Raw genomic sequence first — 12,714 nt, 5'->3', positions numbered from 1 at the left:
GTACAATTTCATAGAGAAAGATAATTGGTGCTGTCCGTTTCTGAAAAACTGCTGAAACAGATTTGGAAAAATAAGTAGCGATGCAGCTTTACGACAGGTTATGTTGTAAATTGGAGGCGTGGAACGGTTAAAAGGGAAACAGGTGTGATTCCTGTACGATCTCGTCACTGTGATAAGGGAGTATGGATTCGATGATTTGTCACTGATGCAAGTGCATTGGGAAGGCAGAATCTGTATGATGATCTTTCAGCCAGGAAACCTGCCATTTGTCTGGTACAGGGTGAATCCCATGATCACGAGTAATTGGTCGTACTGTTTTGGAAGTCAGTTTTGAATTCCTTTGAATGGCATTTACTCCGCTTGAGAATCTTAAGCGGAGTTTTGTTTTGGTGGAAATGATTTTATTTCCGGGTGGATACCGTACCCTGTGGAAGAAATCACTTATTTTCATTATACGAGGAGAGAATAAACATGAAAAAGAGAATTGTAGCCTTAATGGCAGTATTCACCATGGCAGTCGGATTGCTTGGCGGATGCGGAAACAAGAATGCAGACACAAACACAACAAGCGCGCAGAGTGAGACAGAGACAGATCAGGAAGCAGCAGACAAAGTAGCGGCTCTGATTGATGCCATCTATGTACAGGAGCGTACAGACAAAACAGATGAGCAGTGTGCAGCAGCAAAAGAAGCATGGGATAAACTGACCGATGCACAGAAGGCACTGGTAGAGGGTGAAAATGCAGATCCGGATTACTTCGGCAGAGATACCGGAGATGCGTCCAAAGACGATCCGTTAAATGAGGACGGAATCGGTGAGAACGAACTTCTGGTAGTAAGTTTTGGTACATCCTTCAATGACAGCCGTGCAGCAGATATCGGCGGTATTGAGAAAGCACTTCAGACTGCATATCCGGACTGGTCTGTAAGACGTGCATTTACCGCACAGATCATTATCAATCACGTTCAGGCAAGAGATGGTGAAAAAATCGACAACGTAGAGCAGGCTTTACAGAGAGCCGTTGATAACGGTGTAAAAAATCTGGTGGTACAGCCGACACATTTAATGCATGGTGCAGAGTATGATGAGTTAGTTGATACTCTGGATAATTACAAAGATAAATTTGAGACAGTTACTGTAGCAGAACCGTTACTTGGTGAAGTTGGTACAGATGCCACAACTGTCAATGAAGATAAAGCAGCTGTAGCACAGGACATCACAGCAGAGGCAGTAAAGACAGCCGGATATGATTCCTTAGAGGCAGCAAAAGAAGACAGTACAGCATTTGTATTCATGGGACATGGTACATCCCATACAGCAAAAATCAGCTATAGCCAGATGGCAGCTCAGATGAAAGATCTTGGATACGATAACGTATTTATCGGAACCGTAGAAGGTGAGCCGGAAGAGACCGCTCATGAGCAGGTAATCGAAGAAGTACATGCAGCAGGATATAAAAATGTAATCTTAAGACCGTTAATGGTTGTTGCAGGAGATCATGCAAACAACGATATGGCTGGCGATGATGGCGATTCATGGAAGAGCCTGTTTAAAGCTGCCGGATATTTTGACAAAGTAGATACACAGATCGCAGGTCTTGGTGAGATTCCGGAAATTCAGCAGATTTATGTAGCACATACAAAAGCTGCCATTGAATCTCTGGGTGATGCTGTAACATCAAGCGATGCAGTCACAGCAACATCTGCGCTGGAAGACGGTACTTATACTGCAAAATTTAACACAGACAGCAGCATGTTCCATGTAAATGAGGCAGATAACGGTTGTGGTACATTAACAGTCAAAGATGGCAAAATGACCATGCATATCAGACTGGTTTCCAAAAAGATCGTAAATCTGTATGTTGGAACCGCTGCGGATGCAGAAAAAGATGGTGCAGAGCTGTTACAGCCGACATCTGAGGAAGTTACTTACAGTGACGGAACAACGGAAGAAGTATACGCATTTGATGTGCCGGTGGAAGCACTGGATCAGGAGTTTGATCTGGCAATCCTTGGAACAAAGGGAACATGGTATGATCACAAAGTAAGCGTATCTGACGCTCAGAAAGCAGAGTAGATCAGCGGTAAAATATTGAGAAGATAAGATACAGGGAGAGTAGAAAAATCATGCTTTCCCTGTATTTCATCAATGAAGAAAGTAAAATGCAAAGTAAGGATAGTGTATGAAAAAAAGAATAGCAGCAGTTATTTTATCTATGGTTTTAGGCGCTGGCATGCTGGCAGGATGTGGTCAGAAAAATACGACTGATGCAGATGCGTCTTCAACTACCGAAGTTAGTGCGGATGCAGAAAAAGCAGACAGTGCAGCGACAGACAGCAGTGCGGAAGATGCGAATGTTCTGGAAGACGGCACTTACAGTGTAAACGTGGAGCTGAGTGGCGGCAGCGGCAGAGCAACCGTGGATTCTCCGGCAACCGTAACCGTGACGGACGGTCAGGCAATGGCAACCATCGTCTGGAGCAGTACCCATTACGATTACATGATCGTAGATGGAGAAAAATATATGAATGAAAATGAAGGTGGCAACTCTACCTTTACTTTCCCGATTGATGGCGTGCCTTGTGAGATGGATGTGGTAGGGGATACCACTGCTATGAGCACACCGCATGAAATCGATTATACATTGAAATTCTCATTTCCAGCGAATGTGAGTTTCAATGAGCTGAACAGTGAGGGGCGTATGGATCTTTCATATGCCGATCAGTTCAGCGTAGAGCAATATGGAGCATATAAATTAGTAACGATCGTGGATGGCGGTCGTTTTTTGCTTATTCCAAAGGGAGTATCGGTTCCGAAGGATGTGCCATCGGACATTGTTGTTTTGCAGCAACCGTTGAAGAATGTGTATCTGGTTTCCAGTGCGGTGATGGATTTGGTGAGCAAGGCAGGAGCGCTTTCCCATATTTCTTTTACCGGAACAAAGGAAAAGGACTGGTACGTGCAGGAGGCAGCGGATGCTATGAAAGCAGGCGCACTGATCTATGCGGGCAAATACAGCGCGCCGGATTACGAACTGCTTTTGAGTAATAACTGTCAGTTTGTCATTGAAAATACGATGATCACCCATAACCCGGAAGTAAAGGAAAAACTGGAAGAACTTGGAATTCCTGTGATGATCGAGCGTTCCAGTTATGAAAAACATCCTCTTGGACGTCTGGAATGGATTCGTCTGTTCGGTGTATTATTTAATCAGGAGCAGCAGGCAAATAAATTTTTTAGAGAGCAGGCAGAGCGTGTCCAGCCGATTCTGGAAAAAGAAAATACCGGTTTGTCGGTGGCATTTTTTGCGGTATCTTCCGATGGAACTATTACAGTACGCAAACCGAACGATTATGTATCTTCCATGATCGAGCTGGCAGGCGGTAACTATTCCCTGAACGGTTATCTGCCGGAAGAAGACAGTGCTTTGTCTACGATGAAAATGCAGATGGAAGATTTCTATGTGGCAGAGAAAGATGCGGATATCCTGATCTATAACGGAACCATTGAGGGAGAACTGACATCTGTAGACGAACTGATCGCAAAAAACAGCCTGTTTGCCGATTTTAAAGCGGTAAAATCCGGACAGGTGTATACCACTGGAAGTAACTTTTATCAGCAGACAAGCATGACCTGTGATTTTATTGAGGATCTGAATAAGGTTCTGATCGGAAGTGATGATACGGATTATCATTTTCTGAAGCATATTCAATAAGATTTTGTGAGGAACGAAGCGTGAAAAAACGGTATACGATATCTTTTATCATTTTAATATGTGCCCTGATCGGATTATTCTTGTGGAATGTGGGTGTGGGAACGGTAGAACTTTCCCTGTCTGATCTGCCGGAGATTTTCGGAAAAGGCAGCGATTCCACCTTGTATCAGGTCATCTGGAAAATCCGCCTTCCGCGTATTGTGGCAGCGATTTTACTTGGCGGGGCTTTATCGGTATCCGGATTTTTGCTGCAGAGTTTCTTCCAGAATCCGATCGCAGGTCCGTATGTGCTTGGAATTTCTTCCGGCGCAAAACTGGTGGTGGCACTGACGATGATTGTCTGCCTGCAGCGAAGCATCATGTTAAATTCTGCCGGAATGGTGGCAGCAGCTTTTGTGGGATCACTGATCGCCATGGGATTTGTCCTGCTGATTTCCTTTCGGGTGTCGAAAATGTCGCTGCTGGTAGTCTGTGGTATTATGATCGGATATATCTGTTCCGCAATTACCGATTTTTGCGTGACCTTTGCAGATGATTCCAATATCGTAAACTTGCACAACTGGTCATTGGGAAGTTTTTCCGGAATGACTTGGGATAATGTGCGGATGATTCTGTGGATTGTGGCAGTTACGATGGCGGTCACTTTTTTTCTGGCAAAACCGATCGGAGCGTATCAGCTAGGAGAATCTTATGCTCGAAATATGGGCGTAAATATCAAAGCGTTACGGATCGGTCTGATCTTACTTTCCAGTATGTTATCTGCCTGTGTAACCGCGTTTGCCGGACCGATTTCCTTTGTGGGAATCGCAGTGCCGCATCTGGTAAAACTGATCACGAAAACGGCAAAACCAATCATTATGATACCGGGATGTTTCCTGTGCGGCGCGGTGGTGACACTGTTTTGTGACGGAATCGCCCGGACGGTATTTGCACCGACGGAGATCAGCATCAGTTCCGTAACGGCGATATTTCTGGTGCCGGTGGTCATTGCAGCAATGCTGAGAAAGCAGGGGAACAGATGATGGAACTGAGAACAGAAAATCTTGTGGTAGGATATGATAAAACACCACTGATCAAAGATGTAAATTTAAAAGTTGTTTCCGGGCAGGTACTGACACTGATCGGACCAAACGGTGCCGGAAAATCTACTATTTTAAAAACCATTACCCGGCAGTTGAAACGCATTGGCGGAACGATCTATCTGGGACAGGAATCCATGAATAACATGCGGGACAGCGATGTTTCGAAAAGTCTCTCTATGGTTATGACGGAACGTCTGCAGACGGAACTCCTGACAGGACGGGATGTGGTGGCTTCCGGGCGCTATCCTTACACCGGCAGGTTTGGCATTTTAGCCAAAGAGGACTGGGAAAAAGTAGACGAAGCCATTGCACTGGTGCATGCGCAGGATGTGCAGGATCAGGATTTTCGGAAAATGAGTGACGGTCAGCGGCAACGTCTGATGCTTGCTCGGGCGATCTGTCAGGATACGGATATTCTGTTACTGGATGAGCCGACGTCTTATCTGGATATGGGATTTAAGCTGGATATTCTGGCAAATATCCGGATGCTTGCCAGAGAGCGGAATCTGGCGATCATCATGTCGTTACATGAGTTGGATCTGGCGCAGAAGGTGTCTGATACCATTGCCTGTGTGAAAGGAGACCATATCGATCGTATCGGTACACCGGAGGAGATCTTTTCCGGGGATTATGTACAACAGTTGTACGGTGTGACAGAGACGGCATTTGATCCGGTGACAGGAGAGGTCTTTTTGCAGGGAGCAAAGTCAGAGCCGAAGGTGTTTGTTATCGGCGGGTGTGGAAGCGGTATTGCGGCATATAACCGCCTGCAGCGGGAAAATGTGCCTTTTGTGGCAGGTATTTTGCAGAAAAATGATCTGGAATATCCGACTGCCAGAGCGCTGGCGGCAGAGGTGGTTTCACAGAAAGCGTTTTATCCGATAGAAAAGGCGCAGATTGAGGAAGCAAAAAAGTGGATGGAGCAGTGTGAAACCTGCATTTGTACTTTGCCGATGGAGGCATTTGGACCATTGAATGAAGCAAACAGGGAACTGTTAGAATATGCAAAAGAAATCGGAAAGCTTTCAATGTAATAAAAAATGCTGAGTTTGGAAAATGCTGATAGAATGCTGAGAAATCTTAAGATAGAAAGTACGTGAAAAAAAGTCGTTGGCACTCTTAAAAAAGAATGTCAGCGACTTTTTTGTTATTTGATAGGAAATTACATGAATTTCCTATCAAATAAAAGCACTTCGTGCAGACGATGCACACTCACACGAGAAGAAATTATTGCTTCGCAATCGTGTTCGGCGCGAGCAAGAAAGATGTGCTATTAATAATTTTATTCGCGTAAGTGTGTGTTAGCACACTTTCTTGTTTTGTTTTGTACTGCTTTCAAAGCTGTACTCATTTCCCGGAAGGATCGCATTTAATACAATACCAACAATCGCTGCCAGAGCAAGACTGGTCAGTGTAATTGCTGTGCCTCCAACATGGAAAGTCAGACCGTCTGAGAAACCCAGACCGCAGACAAGGATACATGCTGCAATAACAAGGTTACGGGATTTTGTCAGATCTACCTTATTTTCAACAACGTTGCGGATACCGACAGCGGAGATCATTCCATAAAGGATGAAACTGATACCACCGATGATCGCAGCCGGAAGAGAACTGATAATCTCTGCCATTTTCGGGATGAAACTTAAGATGATCGCATAAAAAGCTGCCAGACGGATAACCTTCGGATCATATACACGGCTCAGCGCCAGTACACTTGTATTCTCACCGTAGGTTGTGTTTGCTGGTCCACCGATCAGAGCGGAGAGAGCAGTTGCAAGACCATCACCAAGCAGTGTGCGGTGAAGTCCCGGATCTTCGATAAAGTTTTCACCAACAGTTGCGGAGATGGCAGAAATATCACCGACATGCTCCATCATGGATGCGATGGCAATCGGAGCCATTGCAAGAATGGCTGTAATGTTAAACTTGCAGAGGAAGAACTGCGGTACTCCGATAACGGCAGCGTCAGCAACACCGCTGAAGTTTAAAATGGCACTTCCGTCTGCACAGGTCATTCCTGCAGCGTTCATGATCAGGGCAGCCACATAGGATACGATGATACCCATCAGGATCGGGATGATCTTGAACATTCCTTTGCCCCAGATATTGAAAATAATAACGGTAGCAAGGGCGATCAGTGCCAGCGGCCAGTTGGTGGAGGCATTGGAGATCGCGGAAGGTGCAAGGCTCAGTCCGATACAGATGATGATCGGTCCGGTTACAACCGGCGGAAGGAAACGCATAACCCGGCGTACACCGATGACCTTGATGATCAGGGATAAAACGAGGTAGAGCAGACCGGCGATCAGGACACCACCACATGCATATGGAAGTTTTTCACCGTAGCTCATGTTTGCGAAAATTCCGGTATCCAGATTTGCAACAGTCTGGAAACCACCCAGAAATGCAAAGGAAGAACCGAGAAATGCAGGCACTTTAAAACGTGTCATTAGGTGGAACAGCAGAGTTCCGATTCCGGCGCAGAACAGTGTTACCTGAATGGATAAGCCTTCGCCGTGGAAATAGGTGTTTACCAGAACCGGGACAAGGATCGTTGCACCGAACATGGCAAACATATGCTGAAGACCGAGGATCAGCATTTTCGGAAGCCCAAGCGTTCTGGCATCATAGATGCCGTTTTCGTTTGTTTTCATAAATTCATTCTCCTACTATTTTTATAACGATTTTATGGTTACATGTTCTGATGATCAAGAATGCTCTCAGTATTCTTGCTGCGAGATGTGCGTCATGCTATGCATGACATATTTCCTTTGCGCATCTCTGCAATCCAGCCGGAGGCTATATCAGATGGGAGTCATCTCTCATCTGGTATACAAAGCACTCATACATCAGACCCTGACTAATCAGTATAATGGAAAACAAAAAAGAGAGCAAGAAAATCTTGCGAATGGCGCGTGTGAACTGCAATGATGCGGTTGACTTATCACCTGCAATCCGTTATCCTTGAAGAAACGAGAAGTCTGGCCAGGAGGTTTTTTAGATGGAAAAAATGGAAAATGTATTTATCATGGATCATCCGCTGATCAAGCATAAAATATCAATGATCCGCAACAAAAATACAGGAACAAATGAGTTCCGTAAACTGATCGAGGAGATTGCCGTACTGATGGGATATGAGGCACTTCGCGATCTGCCAACCGAGGATGTGGAGATCGAGACTCCAATCGAGACATGCAAAAGTCCGATGATCTCCGGTAAAAAACTGGCGATCGTACCGGTCCTTCGTGCAGGTCTTGGAATGGTAAATGGTGTAACAACTCTGGTTCCGTCTGCAAAGATCGGACATATCGGTCTGTACCGTGATCCTGAGACACATGAACCGCATGAGTATTACTGCAAACTGCCGGATCCGATCGACCAGCGTCTCATCGTAGTCGTAGACCCAATGCTTGCAACCGGTGGATCTGCTGTGGCAGCCGTAGATTTTATCAAAAAACATGGTGGAAAAAATATCAAATGCATGTTTGTTATCGCTGCACCGGAAGGTGTTAAGAGACTGCATGAGGCACATCCGGATGTTCAGATTTACATCGGACAGCTTGATCGTGAATTAAATGATCATGCTTATATCTGCCCGGGACTTGGCGATGCAGGAGATCGTATTTTCGGTACAAAATAAGAATATAAAGTGTGTGCATAGCATACAAGTAGAAGGCGTAAGTATGCTTCGGCATATTTGCGCTTTCTCTGTTTTAAGGAGGGTTATCATGAAACTGCGAAAAAGAGGGTACGTAGGAACGACATCCACAGAAATGTCACAGCGTGAAAAAGACAATGCCATTCTTGCAAGGGAAGCGGCAGCGGAAGGATTTGTACTATTAAAAAATGAAGCACAGACGCTGCCTTTGAAGCCGGGAACGAAAATTGGTCTGTATGGTGCGGGAGCGGTACGCACCATCAAAGGTGGAACTGGTTCCGGAGATGTCAATAACCGATATAATGTCAATATTTATGACGGATTGAAAAATGCAGGATTTGAGATTACAAGTGGAGATTGGCTTGACGGATATGACAGCGGTTATATGCAGGCGCGGGAGAGCTGGAAAGCAGAAATTTTCCGAAAACTGAAGGAAGAGTGCAATGGAAACTTTTTTGAAGCCTATTCCACAACGCCGTTTTCCATGCCGGCAGGAGAGCCAGTTGATGCGGAAGCAGCAAAAGCAGATGGCGCCGAGGTTGGTATTTACGTTCTTGCCCGGATTGCGGGAGAAAATGCAGACCGCCGGGACGAGCCGGGGGATTACTATATTACAGAAGAAGAGCGGGCACAGATCGCGGCGTTATGTGAAGCCTATGAAAAAGTTATTCTGGTGGTAAATACCGGTGGTTTGATCGATCTTGCTTTTACTGATGAATTTTCCAATATCACAGCAATCCTGCAGTTTGTGCAGGCTGGTCAGGAAGGCGGTAATGCGCTGGCAGATGTGATTTCCGGCAAAGTGACTCCTTCCGGAAAAATGACGGATACCTGGGCATTGGACTATATGGATTATCCGAATGCGGCATATTTCAGTCACAAGAGCGGCGATGTTTACCGGGAAGAATACAGGGAAGGCATTTATGTCGGATATCGGTATTTCGATACCTTTGACGTTCCGGTGCGCTACAGTTTTGGCTATGGATTGTCTTACACCGATTTTGACATAAAAGTAACAGATGTTTCAAAGAAGATATCATCAAAAGGAAGACCATCTTTTTCCGTATCTGTTGATGTGACAAATATTGGCGCTACATATTCTGGAAAAGAGGTTGTGCAGGTGTATGTTTCCTGTCCACAGGGAAAACTGCACAAAGAATTTCGTCGTCTGACCGCTTTTGAAAAAACAAAACTTCTGGCGCCGGGTGAAACACAGTCTCTGGAACTGATTACAGATTTATATCACCTTGCATCCTACTCAGAAGAACAGGCAGCATGGATGCTGGAAGAAGGCATTTATGGTATCTGGATTGGAAATTCGTTATCCGAAGCGGTTCTTTGTGGCAGATTTCGGTTGAATGAGGATAAAATACTGGTACAGTGTGAACATATTTGCCCGTTAAAAGAAAAACTGGAAGAAGTGCAGCCGGATAAGGAGAAACTGGAAGAAAAGCAGAATGCCTGGATACAGGAAGCAAATAAGGAACAATTGCCATACTTCCGGATTTGGGCAGAAAATCTTCCGACAGCTACTATTATATATCAGGAATTGCAGGATCATTATCCGGGCAGAGCCGGCGAGATTGTAGATCAGTTGTCTACAGATGAACTGATCGCTTTAGCCACTGGAGATCCGGCAAAAGATCAGGGGGCAAGTGCTCTTGGTTCCGCAGGACAGACCGTTCCGGGTGCAGCGGCAGAAACAGTCAATGTAGCGGAAAAAGATCCTTATAATGTGGCAAGTATCGTGCTTGCTGACGGACCGGCGGGCTTACGTCTGCGCAGCGAGTATCAGGTGCGGGAAGATGGAAGCATTGACGGCGGAGATTTTCTGGATGGCTTTGAAAATGGCTATTTTGCGGAGCCGAAGGAGCCGACCGGAACGGTATATCATCAGTATTGTACCGCAATCCCAGTTGGTACTTTACTGGCACAGAGCTGGAATCTGGATCTGATGAAAAAACTTGGTCAGATGATTGCCGGAGAAATGAATGAATTTGAAGTAACTTTGTGGCTTGCACCGGGTATGAGTCTGCACCGGAATCCGCTGTGCGGCAGAAACTTTGAATATTATTCCGAAGATCCGCTGTTGGCAGGCAGGATGGCTTCTGCCATGACACTTGGCGTACAGTCGGTACCAGGATGCGGCACAACCATCAAACATTATGCCTGCAACAATCAGGAAGACAACCGTATGGGTTCCGATTCCATTTTGTCAGAACGAACCTTGCGTGAGATTTACCTGAAAGGATTTGAGATTGCAATCTGCAACGCACAGCCGATGGCGATGATGACCTCTTACAATCTGATCAACGGTGTGCATGCGGCAAACAGTTATGATATCTGTACAAAAGCTGCCCGTGACGAGTGGGGATTTGAAGGTGCCATTATGACAGACTGGACAACGACCACAGATTCTACCGCCGGCGAATGTACGGCAGCAGGTTGTATGAAAGCCGGAAATGATATGGTTATGCCGGGTGATATACGGGATCATGCAAGCATCCGTCAGGCATTAGAGGATGGTTCTCTGGATATCCGGGAACTGAAACGCTGTGTATACCATACAGTTAAAATAATACTGCAGTCCAATCAGTATGAGGATGCAGTAAGCTATGAGGATCAGTTTAAATAATACAGATACTGTCAGGGGTGATTTGACATGTCAGATACCACACATCCACGCCATTCCTCAGAGCTTCCTCTAGAACTTCGCCAAAAGCTGGGTGTGTGGACATATTTGGTCGGACAACAGAAACGTTCGGCATAGCAATCACGAAAGCAAGGATACAATGGTAGCCTTGCTTTTTTGCATGGAGCAGTTCTTTTACATGACGGACTGCACGTTCACTTGGCGCATCTGGGAAATATCCGATGCCATTAATTTCCAGCGTACAGCCTTTGACTTCCATCAGATATTTTTCTTCGCCTTTCTCCATATAAAAATCAAGACGGGAATCGCCGTATTTGTATTCCGGTTTGATAAATGTATAATCCTTAGTGGCGAGCCATTCTCCAACGACCTTGTTCGGAGCCTGACTGTCGATATTCACCCAGCCCAGGGATTCTTTGTATACACTGATCAGATCATATTTTGTTTTGCGGTTCGGATTGTCCGAACAGGTCAGAGCTACCTTTGCATCGGGAAAAAGCAGTTCTCCCATGCGACCGGTATTTTTGACATGTACGGTTTCTAAGGAACCATTGATTATTACTTCTGCCACAAAACGATTGTGGCGGCGGACAAAAGTGCCCATTACAACGTTTTCATATTTCATTTCAAAAATCAATCCCCTTCCTCTGTATGAGCCTTGATTTTTTCCTCATCTACGCTGTCTAACTGAATATCCGGCAGTAATTCAAAATAAAAATCCTGATATTTTTCTGCCAGAGCAGCAATGCATTTTGTCTGAAGAATCTGGAATTTTGACAGGGAGATAATGTCTCTGTCAAAGGTAATGTATACACTAATCCAGAGTTTCCGTCCGGTGCGGACAATATCGTAATACAGATTTTTGTGCCCGTAACCACCAATAATCGGTTCTACCGTGGCTTTAATATCATCTACGGTCTCTGCTTCCGGCGGCCAGAGCATCAGGTCACGAAGTCCGGTAATTACCGTTTTGATCGGTGTCGGCAGCATAAATGCGGACAGTACGATGGTGATGATCTGATCCAGATACGGCGTCAGACGTTGGAACCATGCGAATGGAACGATGATCGGAAGTAAAAAGGCAATCGCCATTCCAAGGGAAACCACGCAGTCAATCTTCCAGGTCTGTAATTCAATGTTCACGATCGGTGAACTCATATGTTTGTTTTTAAAAAAGAGACAGATTGCCATGGTCAGACTCAGGGCACAGGCAAAAAGCTCAAAAGCCGAAATCGTGTTAAAAGATACGATATGTCCACCATGAAGCAGCAGATGAATATTGTTAAAAATCAACCCAAAGGTAACCGCCGCCATGATGGCACCTTTGACCACCACGAATCCGGTTTCCACCTGAGTAAAACCAAATGGATGCTGTTCATTGGCAGGGCGGTAAATCAGCGGAATCAGAAAAATCGATGGAAGCATCATAAAAAATTCCACGCTGTCGTAAACCGCATCCAGAAGAACCGCCTGAGAACCGGAGAAAACAGCCATGCCGATTTCCACGATGGCAAAGACGAGACTGCCGTACAGAGACAGTGTCATCGCTGATTTTTCTCTTTTCTGTGTTTTCTTTCCTACATGCATAATATATTGAACCTCTTTT

8 protein-coding genes, 1 pseudogene and 1 riboswitch are annotated in these 12,714 nt (G+C 45.3%); of the genes and pseudogenes, 6 read left to right on the top strand and 3 right to left on the bottom strand.

The features are described from left to right. The first annotated feature begins 78 nt into the window (after positions 1-78). Positions 79-281, top strand: a riboswitch (cobalamin riboswitch). A 190-nt stretch (positions 282-471) separates the two neighbouring features. The 4 genes and pseudogenes from DXB15_RS10590 to DXB15_RS10575 all read left to right on the top strand — a co-directional run. Continuing rightward, positions 472-1,659: pseudogene (locus DXB15_RS10590) on the top strand (sirohydrochlorin cobaltochelatase); the annotation flags it as partial. Between the two features lie 523 nt (positions 1,660-2,182). Beyond that, positions 2,183-3,715: an ABC transporter substrate-binding protein gene (locus tag DXB15_RS10585; RefSeq protein WP_118702934.1), complete on the top strand. Its 1,533-nt coding sequence runs from the start codon at positions 2,183-2,185 to the stop codon at positions 3,713-3,715. Positions 3,716-3,735: 20 nt separating this feature from the next. Next, positions 3,736-4,737 (top strand): FecCD family ABC transporter permease, encoded by a 1,002-nt coding sequence (locus DXB15_RS10580; protein ID WP_118702933.1) that lies wholly within the window; start codon positions 3,736-3,738, stop codon positions 4,735-4,737. Then, positions 4,734-5,831 carry an ABC transporter ATP-binding protein gene (locus DXB15_RS10575; protein WP_118702932.1) on the top strand — a complete coding sequence of 366 codons (1,098 nt, stop codon included), beginning with the start codon at positions 4,734-4,736 and terminating at the stop codon, positions 5,829-5,831. Before DXB15_RS10580 ends, DXB15_RS10575 begins: the two co-directional genes overlap by 4 nt. 267 nt (positions 5,832-6,098) lie before the next feature. Here DXB15_RS10575 and DXB15_RS10570 read toward each other — a convergent pair whose 3' ends face one another. Next, positions 6,099-7,451, bottom strand: a complete 1,353-nt coding sequence (locus DXB15_RS10570; protein ID WP_109216629.1) for a uracil-xanthine permease family protein — start codon at positions 7,449-7,451, stop codon at positions 6,099-6,101. A gap of 356 nt (positions 7,452-7,807) precedes the next feature. Between DXB15_RS10570 and upp the strand changes: the two genes are divergently transcribed. Together upp and DXB15_RS10560 are read left to right on the top strand one after the other, a co-directional pair. Continuing rightward, on the top strand, positions 7,808-8,437 hold the full coding sequence (upp, locus tag DXB15_RS10565) for a uracil phosphoribosyltransferase (protein ID WP_109216637.1): 630 nt from the start codon (positions 7,808-7,810) through the stop codon (positions 8,435-8,437). Between the two features lie 88 nt (positions 8,438-8,525). Beyond that, on the top strand, positions 8,526-11,090 hold the full coding sequence (locus tag DXB15_RS10560; RefSeq protein ID WP_118702931.1) for a glycoside hydrolase family 3 protein: 2,565 nt from the start codon (positions 8,526-8,528) through the stop codon (positions 11,088-11,090). On the opposite strand, the gene sfsA is transcribed toward DXB15_RS10560, so the two are convergent. Then, positions 11,083-11,733 (bottom strand): DNA/RNA nuclease SfsA, encoded by a 651-nt coding sequence (gene sfsA, locus DXB15_RS10555; protein ID WP_109216638.1) that lies wholly within the window; start codon positions 11,731-11,733, stop codon positions 11,083-11,085. The genes DXB15_RS10560 and sfsA overlap by 8 nt on opposite strands. A gap of 8 nt (positions 11,734-11,741) precedes the next feature. Beyond that, positions 11,742-12,695, bottom strand: coding sequence for a cation diffusion facilitator family transporter (locus DXB15_RS10550; RefSeq protein WP_109216631.1), 954 nt, complete (start codon positions 12,693-12,695; stop codon positions 11,742-11,744). Between the last annotated feature and the right edge of the window lie 19 nt (positions 12,696-12,714).

Source organism: Roseburia sp. OM02-15 (genome assembly GCF_003481835.1).
In the GTDB taxonomy this organism is placed as follows: Bacteria; Bacillota; Clostridia; order Lachnospirales; family Lachnospiraceae; genus Eubacterium_I; species Eubacterium_I ramulus_A.
Note: the sequence above shows the minus strand (reverse complement) of the source record. Positions and strands in the feature narration are given on the sequence as shown.